At 43.3% G+C, this 17,541-nt stretch carries 18 protein-coding genes; 17 read left to right on the top strand and 1 reads right to left on the bottom strand.

What is annotated here, in order from left to right; genetic code table 11:
• Positions 1–15 precede the first annotated feature (15 nt).
• Positions 16–1,227 (bottom strand): serine/threonine transporter SstT, encoded by a 1,212-nt coding sequence (sstT, locus tag HMPREF9189_RS08895; RefSeq protein WP_000821323.1) that lies wholly within the window; start codon positions 1,225–1,227, stop codon positions 16–18.
• A 150-nt stretch (positions 1,228–1,377) separates the two neighbouring features.
• Between sstT and HMPREF9189_RS08890 the strand changes: the two genes are divergently transcribed.
• The 17 genes from HMPREF9189_RS08890 to rsmB all read left to right on the top strand — a co-directional run bounded on the left by HMPREF9189_RS08890 (position 1,378) and on the right by rsmB (position 17,534).
• Positions 1,378–1,938, top strand: a complete 561-nt coding sequence (locus tag HMPREF9189_RS08890; protein WP_001150568.1) for a mechanosensitive ion channel family protein — start codon at positions 1,378–1,380, stop codon at positions 1,936–1,938.
• Positions 1,939–1,995: 57 nt separating this feature from the next.
• Positions 1,996–2,904, top strand: coding sequence for a magnesium transporter CorA family protein (locus tag HMPREF9189_RS08885; protein ID WP_000899718.1), 909 nt, complete (start codon positions 1,996–1,998; stop codon positions 2,902–2,904).
• A 14-nt stretch (positions 2,905–2,918) separates the two neighbouring features.
• Positions 2,919–3,446 (top strand): YqeG family HAD IIIA-type phosphatase, encoded by a 528-nt coding sequence (locus HMPREF9189_RS08880; RefSeq protein WP_000963744.1) that lies wholly within the window; start codon positions 2,919–2,921, stop codon positions 3,444–3,446.
• Between the two features lie 2 nt (positions 3,447–3,448).
• On the top strand, positions 3,449–4,555 hold the full coding sequence (gene yqeH / locus HMPREF9189_RS08875) for a ribosome biogenesis GTPase YqeH (protein ID WP_000391189.1): 1,107 nt from the start codon (positions 3,449–3,451) through the stop codon (positions 4,553–4,555).
• Positions 4,556–4,770: 215 nt separating this feature from the next.
• A complete protein-coding gene (gene yhbY / locus HMPREF9189_RS08870) occupies positions 4,771–5,082 on the top strand; it encodes a ribosome assembly RNA-binding protein YhbY (RefSeq protein WP_000060169.1) in 312 nt (103 codons plus the stop codon).
• A 52-nt stretch (positions 5,083–5,134) separates the two neighbouring features.
• Entirely contained in the window at positions 5,135–5,764 is a 630-nt protein-coding gene (locus HMPREF9189_RS08865) for a nicotinate-nucleotide adenylyltransferase (protein WP_000963698.1), read from the top strand.
• Positions 5,764–6,357, top strand: a complete 594-nt coding sequence (gene yqeK / locus HMPREF9189_RS08860; RefSeq protein WP_000331246.1) for a bis(5'-nucleosyl)-tetraphosphatase (symmetrical) YqeK — start codon at positions 5,764–5,766, stop codon at positions 6,355–6,357. Before HMPREF9189_RS08865 ends, yqeK begins: the two co-directional genes overlap by 1 nt.
• Entirely contained in the window at positions 6,358–6,711 is a 354-nt protein-coding gene (rsfS, locus tag HMPREF9189_RS08855; protein WP_001003014.1) for a ribosome silencing factor, read from the top strand.
• Positions 6,712–7,020: 309 nt separating this feature from the next.
• Positions 7,021–7,761 (top strand): class I SAM-dependent methyltransferase, encoded by a 741-nt coding sequence (locus HMPREF9189_RS08850; protein ID WP_000257055.1) that lies wholly within the window; start codon positions 7,021–7,023, stop codon positions 7,759–7,761.
• A gap of 38 nt (positions 7,762–7,799) precedes the next feature.
• Entirely contained in the window at positions 7,800–8,786 is a 987-nt protein-coding gene (locus HMPREF9189_RS12340) for a hypothetical protein (protein WP_025168526.1), read from the top strand.
• Positions 8,787–8,808: 22 nt separating this feature from the next.
• The gene (locus HMPREF9189_RS08845; RefSeq protein ID WP_000156362.1) at positions 8,809–9,906 is read left to right on the top strand and encodes a nucleotidyltransferase; all 1,098 of its coding nucleotides are present in this window, start codon (positions 8,809–8,811) and stop codon (positions 9,904–9,906) included.
• 203 nt (positions 9,907–10,109) lie between these two features.
• Positions 10,110–11,723, top strand: coding sequence for a ribonuclease Y (locus tag HMPREF9189_RS08840; protein ID WP_000404964.1), 1,614 nt, complete (start codon positions 10,110–10,112; stop codon positions 11,721–11,723).
• A 129-nt stretch (positions 11,724–11,852) separates the two neighbouring features.
• Complete coding sequence (gene gmk, locus HMPREF9189_RS08835) at positions 11,853–12,479, top strand: guanylate kinase (protein WP_000775041.1); 627 nt, start codon at positions 11,853–11,855, stop codon at positions 12,477–12,479.
• Between the two features lie 24 nt (positions 12,480–12,503).
• A complete protein-coding gene (rpoZ, locus tag HMPREF9189_RS08830) occupies positions 12,504–12,818 on the top strand; it encodes a DNA-directed RNA polymerase subunit omega (RefSeq protein WP_002875802.1) in 315 nt (104 codons plus the stop codon).
• A gap of 65 nt (positions 12,819–12,883) precedes the next feature.
• The gene (locus HMPREF9189_RS08825) at positions 12,884–15,280 is read left to right on the top strand and encodes a primosomal protein N' (protein ID WP_001262249.1); all 2,397 of its coding nucleotides are present in this window, start codon (positions 12,884–12,886) and stop codon (positions 15,278–15,280) included.
• Between the two features lie 12 nt (positions 15,281–15,292).
• Entirely contained in the window at positions 15,293–16,228 is a 936-nt protein-coding gene (fmt, locus tag HMPREF9189_RS08820) for a methionyl-tRNA formyltransferase (RefSeq protein WP_000163666.1), read from the top strand.
• Positions 16,221–17,534: a 16S rRNA (cytosine(967)-C(5))-methyltransferase RsmB gene (rsmB, locus tag HMPREF9189_RS08815; RefSeq protein ID WP_009755415.1), complete on the top strand. Its 1,314-nt coding sequence runs from the start codon at positions 16,221–16,223 to the stop codon at positions 17,532–17,534. Before fmt ends, rsmB begins: the two co-directional genes overlap by 8 nt.
• Positions 17,535–17,541: the final 7 nt, after the last annotated feature.

The raw sequence follows: 17,541 nt of genomic DNA, 5'->3' as shown, positions 1-17,541 counted from the left end.
ACGAGGAATCAGGTACTAGGGCCGAGGTTTTCGGTTTGTAGCATACTCGGCAACCGCTGTAAAGAGAACATCTGTAGAAGAGTTTAGAGCTGTTTCGCAAGAGTCTTGCACGACACCAATCACAAAACCGACTCCGACAACTTGCATAGCCAAGTCGTTGGAAATCCCAAAGAGGCTACAAGCGACAGGAATGAGGAGAAGCGATCCCCCAGCAATTCCAGATGCCCCGCAGGCAGAAATGGCAGCCACGACACTGAGCACAAATGCTGTCCCAAAGTCTACCGAGATTCCGAGTGTATTGACGGCAGCTAGAGTCAGGACATTTATGGTAACAGCAGCGCCAGCCATATTGATGGTTGAACCAAGCGGGATGGAGACAGAGTAGGTGTCAGGATTCAGCTCCAAGTCTTGACAGAGTTTCATATTGACAGGGATATTGGCAGCAGAGCTACGAGTGAAAAAGGCTGTAATACCACTGACACGTAGGCATTTCAAAACAAGGGGATAGGGATTTTTCCTCATAAAGAGAAAGGCGATGAGTGGGTTGACGATGAGAGCAACAAAGGCCATGGTAGCAATCAAGAGTCCTAGGAGGACACCGTAGTTAGCCAGACTGGCAATGCCCTTGTCAGAGATGGTCTTAAACACCAAGCCTAAAATCCCAAAGGGTGCTAGATTGATAATCCATTCCACGATTTTAGAGGTGACATCCGCCATGGTTTTCAGCAATTCTTTACTGTGTTTACTTGCCTCTCTCATAGCCAGACCAAAGACGACTGCCCAAGAGAGAATCCCGATATAGTTGGCTTCAACAATGGCATTCAAAGGATTGTCCACCAGTTTAAGCAAGAGGTTGCTGAGGACTTGACCAATACCGTCAGGAGCAGCAACTTCTGTATTTGCGCTGGTCAGGGTGATTTGCACAGGCAGTAAGAAACTAGCTAGAACGGCTACCAATGCAGCAGCAAAGGTTCCGAGTAAGTATAGGAAAATAACCGTCTTCATATTGGTATTTTGCCCCTTTTGGTGTTGGGAAAGGGCATTGGCAACAAGGGCAAAAACCAAAATAGGAGCGATGGCTTTCAGTCCGCCTACAAAGAGGTCTCCAAGCAGACCAATTCCTGTAAGGCTTGGAAAGAGCATCCCTAATGTAGCTCCAAAAATCATTCCAATAAGGATTCGTTTGATGAGGCTTGCCTTGGTCCAGGCTCTAATGATTCGTTTCATAGCAGTCTCCTTCAAAATGTATTGTTTATAATTATAGTATAAATATGCTATAGAGGCAAGTGATATTTTGAAAATAGAGACGATAATTGAATAATTATGAAAGAAAAGAGAAGGGCGATTTTATGGTATAATAGGGAAAAGGAGTTTTATATGCAAGATTTTTTTCAACGCTATTTTGATAAACTTGATTTAACAACCATATTAGAGAATCTCTTGACCAAGGTGATTTCTCTTTTGATTTTGTTTTTGCTATTTTATATAGCTAAAAAGATGCTTCATGCGACTGTCCGAAAGATTGTCAAGCCCTCACTTAAATTCTCAAATAGAGATGCAGGAAGGCAAAAGACCATTTCGCGTTTGCTGGAGAATGTCTTTAACTACATTCTTTATTTCTTTTTAATCTACTGCATCCTGTCTATTTTGGGCTTGCCGGTTTCCAGCCTCCTTGCTGGGGCAGGGATTGCTGGGGTAGCCATTGGTATGGGGGCGCAAGGCTTTCTATCCGATGTCATTAATGGCTTCTTCATCCTTTTTGAACGCCAGCTTGATGTGGGTGATGAAGTGGTCCTCACAAATGGACCAATTACCGTTTCTGGAAAGGTCGTTAGCGTAGGAATCCGTACAACACAACTGCGAGGTGATGATCAAGCTCTTCACTTTGTTCCTAACCGCAATATTACCGTTGTTAGTAATTTATCCCGTACTGAATAGTCCGACTATTTTAGCAGATTTGTGGTACAATAGAAGGAGTTTGGTAAAGGAGAGAGTATGCTATTTGTAGAGAAAAAATTAGGTCACGATCGTACTTGGATAGACCTTGATGTGGACAAGATTAAAAATATGGAAGATCTTTCTGACATCTATGGATTGGACAAGGAAACCATCGAGTATGCTCTAGATAGAAATGAACGAGCCCACATGGATTATAACCGTGAAACGGAGACGGTAACCTTCATTTATAATGTTCTTGATTTAGAAAAAGACAAAGAATATTATGAAGCGATTCCGATGACCTTTATCGTTGAAAAACAACGGCTGATTACCATCAGCAATCACAAGAATACTTATGTGATTAAACGCATGGCAACCTACCTTGAAAGCCATGAAATTATTTCAATCTACAAATTTCTTTTTGCCAGTTTAGAGATTATTAGCAATGCTTACTATCCAGTGATCGAAGAGATGGATAAAAGTAAGGATGAAATCAGTGCACTTCTTCGTCAAAAAACAACTAAAAAAAATCTTTTCGCCCTCTCTGACTTGGAAACTGGTATGGTTTACCTGACAGCAGCTGCTAAACAAAATCGTCTCCTCTTGGAACACATTCAAGGGCATGCACTTTATCGCAATCTTAATGAGGTGGAAAGAGAGCAGTTTGACGATGCTATGATTGAAGCCCATCAGTTGGTTTCAATGACAGATTTGATATCTCAAGTCTTGCAACAACTCTCAGCCTCTTACAACAACATCCTAAATAATAATCTAAATGATAATTTGACAACTTTGACAATTATCTCAGTCTTGCTAGCTATCCTTGCGGTTATTACAGGATTCTTCGGAATGAATGTTCCCTTACCGTTTACAGATGAACCAAATGCTTGGATTTATATTTTGATAGCTAGTCTCATTTTATGGGCAGTCTTAGCTCAATGTTTAAAGAAAATTGCTAGAAATTAAAAAAAGGAGCCAGAATGGCGATTGAAAACTATATGCCAGATTTTGCTGTGGAAGCAGTCTATGATCTGACAGTCCCAAGCCTGCAGGCGCAGGGAATCAAGGCTGTTTTGGTCGATCTGGACAATACCCTCATTGCTTGGAATAACCCTGATGGGACGCCAGAGATGAAGCAATGGCTACATGACCTCCGTGACGCGGGCATCCGCATTATCGTGGTTTCAAATAATACCAAAAAACGGGTTCAACGCGCAGTTGAGAAATTTGGGATTGATTACGTTTATTGGGCCTTAAAGCCTTTCACATTTGGGATTGACCGTGCCATGAAGGAATTCCACTATGAGAAAAATGAAGTGGTCATGGTCGGCGACCAACTTATGACAGATATACGAGCAGCTCACCGTGCAGGCATTCGCTCGATCTTAGTCAAACCCTTGGTCCAACATGACTCCATCAAAACGCAGATTAACCGAGCTCGCGAGCGCCGTGTTATGCGAAAAATCACTGAAAAATACGGACCGATTACATATAAAAAAGGAATTTAACTATGGAAGAAATTCTCTGTATTGGTTGTGGAGCAACCATTCAGACGACAGACAAGGCTGGTCTTGGTTTCACTCCCCAGTCGGCACTCGAAAAAGGTTTGGAGACTGGCGAAGTCTATTGCCAACGTTGTTTCCGTCTCCGCCACTACAATGAAATCACAGATGTTCAGTTGACAGACGATGATTTCCTCAAACTCTTGCACGAGGTAGGAGACAGTGATGCCTTGGTGGTCAATGTCATTGATATTTTTGACTTTAATGGTTCTGTCATCCCAGGCTTGCCACGCTTTGTATCGGGCAATGATGTCCTCTTGGTTGGAAATAAAAAAGATATCCTGCCCAAGTCAGTTAAACCAGGCAAAATTAGCCAGTGGCTTATGGAACGTGCCCATGAAGAAGGACTTCGTCCAGTGGATGTCGTCCTAACTTCGGCACAAAACAAGCATGCCATTAAGGAAGTCATTGACAAGATTGAACACTACCGTAAGGGCCGTGATGTCTATGTGGTCGGTGTAACCAACGTTGGAAAATCAACTCTTATCAATGCTATTATCCAAGAAATCACTGGCGACCAAAATGTCATCACGACTTCGCGCTTCCCAGGGACAACCTTGGACAAGATTGAGATTCCGCTTGACGACGGATCTTATATCTACGATACACCAGGGATTATCCACCGCCACCAGATGGCCCACTACTTGACGGCTAAAAACCTCAAGTATGTCAGCCCTAAAAAGGAAATCAAGCCAAAAACCTATCAACTTAACCCTGAACAAACCCTGTTTCTTGGTGGTTTAGGACGCTTTGACTTTATATCAGGAGAAAAACAAGGATTTACTGCTTTTTTTGACAACGAACTCAAACTCCACCGTACCAAGCTAGAAGGCGCTAGTGCCTTTTATGACAAGCATCTGGGAACTCTTCTCACACCACCAAATAGTAAGGAAAAAGAAGATTTCCCAAAACTTGTACAGCATGTATTTACCATTAAGGACAAGACAGACCTGGTCATCTCAGGCCTAGGCTGGATCCGCGTAACAGGCACTGCCAAAGTCGCCGTCTGGGCACCAGAAGGCGTCGCCGTCGTCACACGAAAAGCAATAATTTAAACACAGAAAGGAAAGAGTTGTCAGAATTCGGGCGAGCAGGGCGAGCCCCCATTGAGAATACTTTTCGCCGTGGTGTCAGTTGGTACAAGTGATTGTACCAACTGCGGAAAATTTGAGACCTTAGGCTCAAATTTTAGTCATGAAAGTCCAAAGAACTTTGCTGACGTCCGTCACCACTTCAGAAAAGTATAAAAAGAAACTCTTTTAAACAAATTATGTCATTAACATCAAAACAACGTGCCTTCCTCAACAGCCAGGCACATACCCTCAAACCCATCATCCAAATTGGGAAAAATGGTCTCAACGACCAAATCAAAACCAGCGTCCGTCAAGCACTTGACGCGCGTGAATTGATCAAGGTTACTCTCTTACAAAACACAGATGAGAACATCCACGAAGTAGCTGAAATCTTGGAAGAAGAAATCGGTGTAGATACTGTCCAAAAGATTGGTCGTATTTTGATTTTGTTTAAACAATCCAGCAAGAAAGAAAATCGCAAGATTTCCAAGAAAGTCAAAGAAATCTAAGACTGAAACTCCAAGAAACTGTTTTTACAGAGAATTAAAGGAAGACGAGCCTATGGCAATCGAATTATTGACTCCCTTTACCAAGGTAGAGTTGGAGCCAGAAATCAAGGAGAAAAAACGCAAACAAGTTGGGATTTTAGGGGGGAATTTTAACCCCGTTCACCATGCCCATCTTGTTGTAGCGGACCAAGTACGACAACAGTTAGGACTGGACCAGGTCCTGCTCATGCCTGAATACCAACCACCTCATGTGGACAAAAAAGAAACCATCCCTGAACACCACCGTCTCAAGATGCTTGAATTGGCGATTGAGGGGATCGAAGGTCTGGACATTGAAACTATTGAGCTAGAGCGCAAGGGCATTTCTTATACCTACGACACCATGAAGATTTTGACAGAACAACATCCAGATACGGATTATTACTTCATTATCGGAGCTGATATGGTGGACTATCTGCCCAAGTGGTACCGAATTGATGAGCTAGTCGACATGGTTCAGTTTGTGGGGGTTCAGCGACCACGCTACAAGGCAGGAACTTCTTATCCAGTTATCTGGGTAGATGTGCCTCTTATGGACATCTCGTCAAGCATGGTGCGTGATTTCCTTGCCCAAGGTCGGAAACCCAACTTTCTCTTACCTCAGCTAGTGCTAGACTACATTGAGAAGGAGGGACTCTACTGATGGCCTATCAAGACTATATCAACTGCTCCCGTAAGACTTTGTTGGAAAAAATGGCAGAGCTTCTACCTGAAAAACGCTTAACCCATTGCTTGGGTGTGGAGTGTGCAGCCATAGAACTGGCTCAGCGCTTTGGTGTGGATAGTGAGAAAGCAGGCCTAGCAGGCCTCCTGCATGACTACGCCAAGAAGCTGTCAGATAAGGAATTTCTAAACTTGATTGACCGTTATCAACTAGATCCTGACCTCAAAAACTGGGGAAACAATGTCTGGCATGGGATGGTTGGCATCTACAAGATCCAGGAAGATTTGGATTTGCAAGATTCTGAAATCCTGCGAGCCATTGAGATCCATACAGTCGGGGCTGGTCAGATGACCGACTTAGATAAGGTCATTTACGTCGCAGACTATATCGAGCACAATCGTGCCTTTCCAGGAGTGGACCAGGCGCGTGAGATTGCGAGTTTGTCGCTCAATAAGGCTGTGGCCTATGAAACAGCGCGAACTGTCGAGCATCTAGCTCACCAAGGATTTCCCATCTATCCCCAAACCCTTGAAACCTATAACGCCTATGTGCACTATTTGAAAGAGGACTAAATGAACGAAAAAGAATTACTAGAACTAGTCGTGAAAGCGGCTGATGAGAAACGTGCGGAGGATATCCTTGCACTTGATGTACAAGATTTGACCAGCGTGACAGACTACTTTGTTATCACTAGCTCGATGAATAGCCGTCAGTTGGACGCAATCGCTGATAACATTCGTGAAAAAGTAGCAGAAGCTGGTGTTAAAGGCAGTCATGTCGAAGGCGATGCAGCTGGAGGCTGGGTCTTGCTAGACCTCGGTGGGGTCGTCGTGCATATCTTCTCAGAAGAAATGCGTTCCCACTATAACCTTGAAAAACTATGGCATGAGGCGGATTCTGTAGATATTTCAGAAGCCTTGGCCTAGTAGATGAACTCAGTTGCAGTCAACTGGGTTTCTTTGCTTATTTTAGAAAGGATTAGACCCCGTCCTGTAATTCTCGGAAAATAGACAGCCTTCCTTGGATCTCAGCTCCATCGTCAGGCTCCTAATTTTCTATCGCATTACGGGCGGACTGATTATAGAAATAGAAAGGTAAGAGTGTGGTGTTTTGTTCATTTCAGAACTGAACACGAGCTCAAGTAGTGAGAAAAAGAGTAACTTTCCTTGTATCTGACGCTAGGTCGGTAAGATTCCTATTTTCTCTTAGCTTTTAACGCTCTTTGTATCTTAATTATGGCGACTTATGAAACCTTTGCGGCTGTTTATGACGCGGTGATGGATGATAGTTTATACGACAAATGGACGGATTTTTCTTTGCGACATTTGCCTAAGACCAAGGAGAGAAAGAAACTCTTGGAATTGGCTTGTGGGACAGGCATCCAGTCTGTACGCTTTTCTCAGGCTGGTTTTGATGTGACGGGACTTGACTTGAGCGCGGATATGCTGAAGATTGCGGAGAAGAGAGCAGCATCAGCCAAGCAAAAGATTGCTTTTATAGAAGGCAATATGTTGGATTTATCCAAGGCAGGGAAATACGATTTTGTCACGTGTTATTCGGACTCTATCTGCTACATGCAGGATGAGGTGGAAGTAGGGGATGTCTTTAAGGAAGTATATAATGCCCTCAAGGAAGATGGTGTTTTTATCTTTGATGTGCATTCGACCTACCAGACTGACGAGGTTTTTCCAGGCTATTCTTACCATGAAAATGCAGAAGATTTTGCCATGCTCTGGGATACCTACGAGGACGCAGCACCTCACTCCATCGTGCATGAGTTGACCTTCTTTATCAAGGAGGCTGACGGTTCCTTTAGTCGCCACGATGAAGTGCATGAGGAGCGGACCTATGAAGTCTTGACCTATGATATTTTGCTGGAACAGGCTGGTTTCAAATCCTTCAAACTATACGCAGACTTTGAGGACAAGGAGCCAACAGAAAACAGTAGACGTTGGTTTTTTGTGGCGCAGAAGTAGGATGTCTGAATGATTTGGTAAAATAGATTGAGGTAATAATGTTAGAATTTTTTTTGATTGTGGTTGTGGTCATATTAGAGTATATTATGCTTAAGAACTTTCTTTCAATGAATTTGAAAGAGTATCAAGGATTTAGTACGAGATTTTCTTCTTCTTCTTCTTCTTCTTCTTCTTCTTCTTCTTCTTCTTCTTCTTCTTCTTCTAGTGGAGATAAAATTAGTACGAATAGCATAATCTTTTGGATATTTATTTCGCCATTTTTTTCTATCCTGGGCTATGTTTGTTCTTTGTTTTTGAATTCTGTTTTTAAAACATGCCATGTTTCATATAACTATTTATGGACGATAAGTTTAGTTTTTTGGATAGTTATATATTTGATAATTTTGATATTAGGTCGTCGAAAATTAGTGAATCACTTATTTATTTTAATAATAGCGATAGCTTCAATTGTTTTAAATTGGTATATTGCTCGAATAGCTTTTACAGGAAATGTAAGTGATATTTTACCTGATTCAAGTAATACTGCATTTCAATTCTATTTAGCTATAGGGTTATCTCTAATTTCGATAGTTCAAGTGATATATGAAAGAGAAAACTACAATTTGAAACGTACGCGTTTTATTAGAGAGAAGATTCAGAAGTATCTACGAAAATACAAAGTAATATATTCTTTAAAAGGAAATTTAGAGTTACTTCATTTGTCACTTGCCATTCTAGTACTAGAGGATTTTGAACGGCCTAAATTTATTAGAATTATAGAAAATATTTTGAGAACAAAAACAAGAAATATTGCTCAAAATGATTCTATTGATGACATTGATAGCGTTACTATTCTTGTGAACCAACTTCAAGATTTGGCTATTAATTCAAAAGAAGAGGATGAAAGAAAAAAATTAAGGTCTATTATAAAGAAAATAAATTGTTCTGATCAATATGTTACTAATGTTATGGAATTGTTTAATACAATTTCTCGATTAGACAAAGATTTTAAAATAGTTGAAGCTAATAAATATAATGAGAAGTAATGTCTAGTAGTAGGAGAATATCATGACCATCACCGGTATTATCGCGGAGTTCAATCCTTTTCATAATGGCCACAAATACCTGCTGGATCAGGCGGAGGGGCTGAAAATTGTTGCCATGTCTGGGAATTTCATGCAGCGTGGAGAGCCTGCAATTGTGGACAAATGGGTACGGACCCAGATGGCGCTGGGAAATGGCGCAGACTTGGTAGTGGAATTGCCCTTTTTAGTCAGTGTTCAGGCGGCAGATTTCTTCGGTCAAGGCGCTGTGGATATCTTGACTCGCTTGGGCATTGATAGGCTGGCTTTTGGGACAGAAGAAGTTCTGGACTACCAGAAAATTTCTGACTTATACACAGAGCAAGGTGCTGACATGGAGAAATTTGTGGAAAATTTGCCTGATTCCCTCTCCTATCCCCAGAAAACCCAAGCCATGTGGAAGGAATTTGCAGGTCTTGATTTTTCAGGCAATACCCCCAATCATGTCCTTGCTCTGGCCTATGCCAAGGCAGTTGTAGGATGCAACATCAAGTTGCATCCGATTCAGCGTCAGGGCGCTGGTTATCATTCTGTGGATAAGGATGTGAATTTTGCCTCAGCGACAGCCCTTCGTCAGTACCAGAAGGACAAAGATTTTTTGGAACGTTTTATGCCTTCTGTTGCCCTCTTTGAGCAGGCCAGTAAGGTGAGCTGGGATGACTATTATCCCTTGCTCCGCTATCAAATCTTGTCAAATCCAGACCTAACCACCATCTATCAGGTCAATCAAGAAATGGCAGTGCGTATCAAGGATGCCATCAAGAAAGCCCAGTCTGTTGATGAATTGGTAGAGGCCGTTGCGACCAAACGCTACACCAAGGCGCGTGTCAGACGCCTCTTGACCCATATTTTAGTGCAGGCTAGAGAAAGTGATCTGCCAGAAGGTATTCATGTTCTCGGTTTTACCGAAAAAGGCAGGCAACACCTCAAGTCTTTGAAAGGACAGGTCAACCTAGTCAGTCGAATTGGTAAAGGACCTTGGGATGTAATGACTCAAAAGGCAGACCAGATTTACCAACTGGGAAAACCAAGTATAGCAGAGCAGAATTTCGGCAGAGTGCCTATCAAAATCAAATCAAACTAAGTCTACTGAAAGGTAGGCTTTTTTGCTTCGTTTTTCGTGGAAATTTAAATTTTTAAAGATTCTTAATTTTACTTGAAAATCTAAGGGATTTCTTCTAAAATTCACGCAAAACTCTTCAATTTGGGTTTGTGAAAATCGGTTTTTTATGATAGAATATTAAAGAATGTATGTCATTCAATAAACAAATTTAATGAGGTAAAAACATGGAAATCATGACACTTGCGATTGCTGTTTTTGCCGTCATCATTGGTTTAGTCATTGGATATGTCAGCATCTCAGCTAAGATGAAATCATCTCAAGAGGCTGCAGAGTTGATGCTTCTAAATGCTGAACAAGAAGCAACTAATTTACGAGGACAGGCTGAGCGCGAAGCGGATTTATTGCTAAATGAAGCCAAGAGCGAAAGCAAGTCTCTTAAAAAAGAAGCACTATTGGAGGCCAAAGAGGAAGCCAGAAAATACCGTGAAGAAGTGGACGCTGGATTTAAGTCAGAACGTCAGGAACTCAAGCAAATCGAAAGTCGTTTGACGGAGAGAGCTACGAGTCTTGACCGCAAAGACGACAATTTGACGAACAAAGAAAAAACACTTGAACAAAAAGAACAAAGTATTTCTGATAGAGCAAAAAACCTTGATGCACGTGAAGAGCAATTAGAGGAAGTCGAAAGACAAAAAGAAGCTGAACTTGAACGTATCGGTTCCCTTTCCCAAACTGAGGCTCGAGATATTATCTTGGCTCAAACAGAGGAAAATTTGAGCAAGGAAGTTGCTAGTCGCATTCGTGAGGCTGAGCAAGAAGTCAAGGAACGTTCAGACAAGATTGCTAAAGATATCTTGGTTCAGGCTATGCAGCGTATCGCTGGTGACTATGTAGCGGAGTCAACAAACTCTACAGTTAACCTACCAGACGATACCATGAAGGGACGCATCATCGGACGCGAAGGTCGAAATATTCGTACCTTTGAAAGTTTGACAGGGGTCGATGTGATCATTGATGATACGCCAGAAGTGGTAACCTTGTCAGGATTTGATCCGATTCGTCGTGAAATTGCTCGTATGACCATGGAAATGTTGCTCAAGGATGGCCGTATCCACCCAGCTCGTATCGAGGAGTTGGTGGAGAAAAACCGTCAGGAGATTGACAATAAAATCCGTGAATATGGGGAGGCTGCTGCCTATGAGATTGGTGCGCCAAACCTCCATCCAGACTTGATGAAGATCATGGGACGTTTGCAGTTCCGTACTTCTTATGGACAAAATGTCTTGCGTCATTCGATTGAGGTTGCTAAGTTATCTGGTATCATTGCGAGTGAACTTGGTGAAAATGCAGCTCTTGCCCGTCGTGCTGGATTCCTTCATGACATAGGGAAAGCTATTGACCGCGAGGTTGAAGGAAGCCACGTTGAGATTGGTACGGAGTTGGCTCGTAAGTACAAGGAACACCCAGTTGTGGTGAATACTATTGCTAGCCACCACGGCGATGTCGAAGCCGAAAGCGTCATTGCAGTGATCGTTGCTGCAGCAGATGCCTTGAGTGCAGCGCGTCCAGGTGCTCGTAGTGAATCTCTTGAAAGTTATATCAAGCGTCTCCATGATTTGGAAGAAATCGCTAATGGCTTTGAAGGGGTGCAAAATAGCTTCGCCCTTCAAGCAGGACGTGAAATCCGTATCATGGTTAATCCAGGACAAATCAAGGACGACAAAGTCACAATCTTGGCTCACAAAGTTCGTGAGAAAATTGAAAACAATCTCGATTACCCAGGAAATATCAAGGTAACCGTGATCCGCGAACTTCGTGCAGTAGATTATGCTAAATAAATAAGAAAGAGCAGTTGAAAAATTACTGCTTTTTTGTTACACTAGATAGAAAGACTGTAAAGGATAATCTGGCTTTTTGCCATTATTCTAGAGAAATGTTATTTTACAGACTGACTAAAAGGAGACACAATGGCAGACCGAGGCTTACTAATCGTTTTTTCTGGTCCTTCAGGGGTTGGAAAAGGAACGGTTAGAAGAGAGATTTTTGAGAGTTCTGAAAACCAATTTCAATACTCTGTATCGATGACGACACGCGCACAACGTCCTGGAGAAGTGGACGGTGTTGACTATTTCTTCCGTACTCGTGAAGAGTTTGAAGAGCTGATTCGTCAAGGTCAGATGTTGGAATACGCAGAATATGTCGGCAACTACTATGGAACTCCTCTGACCTACGTCAATGAAACCTTGGACAAGGGAATCGATGTTTTCCTTGAAATTGAGGTTCAAGGTGCTCTTCAGGTCAAGAAAAAGGTTCCAGATGCTGTCTTTATCTTCCTGACACCACCAGATTTGGATGAATTGCAAGATCGTTTGGTAGGACGTGGAACAGACAGCGCAGAAGTGATTGCCCAACGAATCGAAAAAGCCAAGGAAGAAATTGCTCTCATGCGTGAGTATGATTATGCCATTGTCAACGATCAGGTGCCCCTCGCTGCTGAACGTGTCAAGCGTGTGATCGAAGCAGAACACTTCCGTGTGGACCGTGTCATTGGTCACTATCAGGAGATGTTGCCAAAATCTCCAACTACTCGATAAACTATAGGAAACAGGTACAAGCAAATGATGTTAAAACCCTCTATTGATACCTTGCTCGACAAGGTGCCATCAAAATATTCACTCGTAATCTTGGAAGCAAAACGTGCCCACGAACTAGAAGCAGGCGCGCCAGCAACTCAAGAGTTTAAGTCTGAAAAATCAACTCTTCGTGCTTTAGAAGAAATCGAGTCTGGAAACGTTACGATTCACCCAGATCCAGAAGGAAAACGTGAAGCGGTTCGTCTCCGTATCGAAGAAGAAAAACGCCGCAGAGAAGAAGAAGAAAAGAAAATCAAAGAGCAAATTGCTAAAGAAAAAGAAGATGGTGAAAAAATTTAAGGTTGGGGGGACTCAATCTTATTTTTTCTATTGCAAGAATTTACTGACAAGAAGGAGGTGAGAAGATGGCGAACGCAAAGATTATCGTGGATGTTCCCCTGATGCAGACGGACCAGCCCTATAGTTACAAGGTCCCTGAGGAATTTGTAGAGATGCTAGAAGTCGGTATGCGGGTTCATGTCCCCTTCGGCAAAGGCAATCGTTTGATCCAAGGGATTGTTCTTGGCTTGGAGTCCCAGTCGGATGAAGAAGTGGCAGATCAGGACCTGAAAGAGATTGCAGAGGTACTGGATTTTTCCCCGATTCTCACTCAAGAGCAACTCTGGTTAGCTGAGGAGCTACGCAAGTCAGTCTTTTCTTACAAAATCTCCATTCTAAAAGCCATGTTGCCGGGATTTTTAAACTCCAGTTATGATAAGATTCTCTATCCTCTGAAAGGTCTGAGTCAGGCAGACCGAGAGCGTCTGTTTGGTTCAGAAGATTCGCTAGCCTTTTCATCTCTAGATTTGGCCAAGCAGGCAGAAATGATGTGCTTGACCAGAAAAGGTCTGCTCCGCTTAGAGTACCAGGCTGTCGATCAGAAGAAGGTCAAGACCCAGTCTTGGTATGAGGTTGATGCTACTCGACTAGAGCAGATTGAGATTTCTGCGCGTGCTAAGAAAAAGGCAGAGCTGAGAGACTATTTGCTATCTCATCCTGGAAGTGCTCCTCTGGCTAGCTTGTTAGAATCCTACTCACGCGAGCAAGTCAACTTTTTTGTGGAGCAAGGAGCTCTAACCCTAGTACAAAAGGAAGTGCAACGTTCAGCTGCTTATTTTGAAGGCATTGAAGTAAGTAGACCTTTGGAGCTTAACCCAGAGCAAAGACAAGCTCGCGATGCTGTTATCAGTGCTATTGGCAGTCAACAGCCTCCTTTCCTCCTTCAAGGGATTACAGGAAGTGGGAAAACAGAGGTTTACTTACAGATTATACAAGGGGCCTTGGATAATGGTAAGACGGCCATTTTGCTGGTACCTGAGATTTCTCTGACGCCACAAATGACGGAGCGTTTCATTGCTCGTTTCGGCGAGAAAGTAGCTATTCTTCACTCAGGCCTGTCTAATGGTGAAAAGTACGATGAATGGCGCAAGGTCGAGCGTGGAGATGCTCAAGTTGTGGTTGGAGCCAGATCGGCCATCTTTGCACCTATAAAAAATCTAGGTGTTATCATTATCGATGAAGAGCATGAAGCCAGCTACAAGCAAGACAGCAATCCACGTTACCATGCTAGAGAGGTCGCCATTTTACGGGCCCAGTACAATCAAGCGGCTCTGGTCCTTGGTTCGGCGACACCGAGCTTAGAAAGCCGTGCGAGGGCTGGAAAAGGTGTCTATCACCACTTACGTCTAACCCAACGGGCCAATCCTTTAGCCACTATTCCTGAGGTTCAAGTGATTGACTTTCGGGACTATATCGGGCAGAATGAGACATCAAACTTTACGCCCCCTTTGCTAGAGGCCATTCAAGATCGCCTAGATAAAAAAGAGCAGGTAGTCCTCATGCTCAATCGTCGGGGTTATTCTAGCTTTGTTATGTGTAGGGATTGTGGGACGGTGGATACTTGTCCCAACTGTGACATTTCTCTCACCCTGCATATGGATACCAAGACTATGAACTGCCATTACTGTGGCTTTTCTAAGGGAATTCCTCATGTCTGTCCCAACTGTCAGAGTCGCAGTATTCGTTACTACGGGACGGGGACTCAGAAAGCCTATGATGAGCTAGCAGAGCTCTTTCCTCAGGCACGCATTCTGCGGATGGATGTGGATACGACCCGTAAGAAAGGCAGTCACCAAGCTCTTCTTGACCAGTTTGGCCGAGGGGAAGCAGATATCTTGTTGGGAACTCAGATGATTGCCAAGGGCTTGGATTTTCCAAATGTGACTCTGGTCGGAGTTCTTAATGCAGATACGGCCTTGAATCTGCCTGATTTCCGTTCTTCTGAGAGAACCTTCCAACTCTTAACTCAGGTGGCTGGTCGTGCAGGACGTGCGGAAAAAGCTGGGCAGGTCTTGATTCAGTCATACAATCCTGAGCATTATGCCATTCGATTTGCCAAGGAACAGGATTATGAAGGTTTTTACGTTTATGAAATGGGCATCAGACGCCAACTCGGCTACCCGCCTTATTATTTCACTATTGGGATTACCCTCTCTCACAAGAAAGAAGAAGAGGTTGTCAAACGTGCCTATGAAGTCATGGGAATTTTGCGATCAGGTTTATCGGAAACTAGTAAAATCCTTGGACCGACACCAAAACCCATTGCCCGTACCCACAACCTTTATCATTACCAGATTTTGATTAAATACCGTTTAGAAGATGAACTAGGACCAACCCTCAATCGAGTTTTGGCCTTGACTCAAGAACGGGAAAATAGCGAGCTTCGTCTCAGCATTGACCACGAACCGCAGCAATTTTTATAAGAAGGAGAAGAAATGACAAAACTAATCTTTATGGGGACACCCGACTTTTCAGCAACAGTTTTGAAGGGTTTGTTATCAGATGATCGTTACGAGATCCTAGCTGTTGTAACCCAGCCTGACCGCGCTGTCGGCCGTAAAAAAGTGATCCAAGAAACCCCAGTCAAGCAGGTCGCCAAAGAAGCGGGTCTCCCTATCTACCAACCTGAAAAATTATCTGGAAGTCCAGAGATGGAAGCCATTATGAATTTAGGGGCGGATGGGATTATCACTGCTGCTTTTGGGCAGTTTCTCCCAAGTAAACTCCTTTATAGCATGGATTTTGCAGTCAACGTTCACGCTTCCCTTCTTCCCAAACACCGTGGTGGCGCTCCCATTCATTATGCCCTGATTCAAGGGGATGAGGAGGCTGGTGTGACCATTATGGAAATGGTAAAAGAAATGGATGCAGGAGATATGATTTCCCGTCGGAGTATCCCAATTACCGACGAAGACAATGTCGGAACCCTGTTTGAGAAATTAGCAATCGTTGGTCGTGATTTGCTATTGGATACCCTGCCTGCCTATATTGCTGGAGAAATCCAACCTGAACCACAAGATCCTAGTCAAGTCACTTTCTCGCCAAATATCAAGCCAGAAGAAGAGAAACTGGATTGGACTAAAACCAATCGCCAACTCTTCAACCAAATCCGTGGGATGAATCCATGGCCTGTTGCCCATACTTTTCTCAAAGGCGACCGCTTTAAGATCTATGAAGTCCTACCAGTAGAAGGTCAGGGAGCTCCAGGTGAGATCCTCTCAATTGGCAAGAAAGAATTAATCGTTGCAGCGGCTGAAGGAGCTCTATCTCTCAAGCAAGTGCAACCAGCTGGTAAGCCTAAGATGGATATCGTATCCTTCCTCAACGGAGTTGGACGTACATTAACTGTAGGAGAACGATTTGGTGACTAAAGTAGAAACGGCTAGAAGTCTAGCTCTAGCAGTGCTAGAGGATGTTTTTGTCAATCAAGCATACTCCAATATTGCCTTAAATAAACACCTCAAGGGCAGTCACCTCTCAGCAGCAGACAAGGGTTTGGTGACAGAGATTGTCTACGGAACGGTAGCCCGCAAACTGACTCTGGAATGGTATCTGTCCCACTTTATTGAAGACCGAGACAAGCTAGATAACTGGCTCTATGTTCTTCTTCTCATGAGCGTCTACCAAGTCCGTTTTCTAGATAAGGTGCCTGATCATGCCGTTGTAAATGAAGCGGTAGAACTGGCAAAAGTTCGTAAACAAGGCAGTGAAAAGCTAGTCAATGCTGTTCTTCGTCGTATCTTGCGAGAAGGGTGGCCAGATATTGCAACTATCAAACGCAAAAACAAGCGTGATTCCATTGCCTATTCTCTCCCAGTTTGGCTAGTGTCTAAGCTCAAGGAAGAATACGGTGAAGAGCGAGCACAAGCCATCTTTAAAAGTCTTTTGGTGCGTAACAAAGCCAGTATTCGGGTGACTGACTTGAGTCGAAAAGAGGAAATCAAAGCCGTGTTAGAGGCGACTGATTCCCCTTTGGCGGCCACTGGTCTGGTCAAGGAGCAAGGCCACTTTGCAGGACATGATTTGTTCGCAGAAGGGGCTATAACCATCCAAGACGAGTCCAGTCAATTGGTTGCTCCGACTCTTGATTTACAAGGTGATGAACAGGTCCTGGATGCCTGTGCGGCTCCGGGCGGTAAAACAGCCCATATGGCCTCTTACCTCACATCTGGTAAGGTGACAGCTTTGGACTTGTATGACCATAAGTTGGACTTAATCCAAGAAAATGCCCAACGTCTGAGTGTGGCAGATCGAGTGCAAACGCAAAAATTGGATGCCAGAAAAGTGCATGAGTTTTTCGGTCGGGACTCTTTTGATAAGATTTTGGTAGATGCTCCCTGTTCTGGTATTGGGCTCTTACGTCGCAAACCAGACATCAAATACAATAAAGAAACAGCAGATTTCACGTCCTTACAGGAAATTCAGCTGGAAATATTAGGTAGTGTTTGTCAAACACTACGAAAAGGTGGTATAATAACGTATAGTACCTGTACTATTGTCTCTGAGGAGAACTTTCAAGTCGTTGAGGCGTTTTTAGAAAGTCATCCCGAGTTTGAGCAGGTTAAACTAGAACACGAATGCAAAGATATCCTGAAAGATGGCTGCATCCTGATTACTCCTGAATTGTATGGAAGTGATGGATTCTTTATCAGCCAATTTTGCAAGATATCAGAATAGGAAGGAA

The organism is Streptococcus sp. oral taxon 071 str. 73H25AP (genome assembly GCF_000146755.1).
GTDB lineage: Bacteria > Bacillota > Bacilli > Lactobacillales > Streptococcaceae > Streptococcus > Streptococcus oralis_T.
Note: the sequence above shows the minus strand (reverse complement) of the source record. Positions and strands in the feature narration are given on the sequence as shown.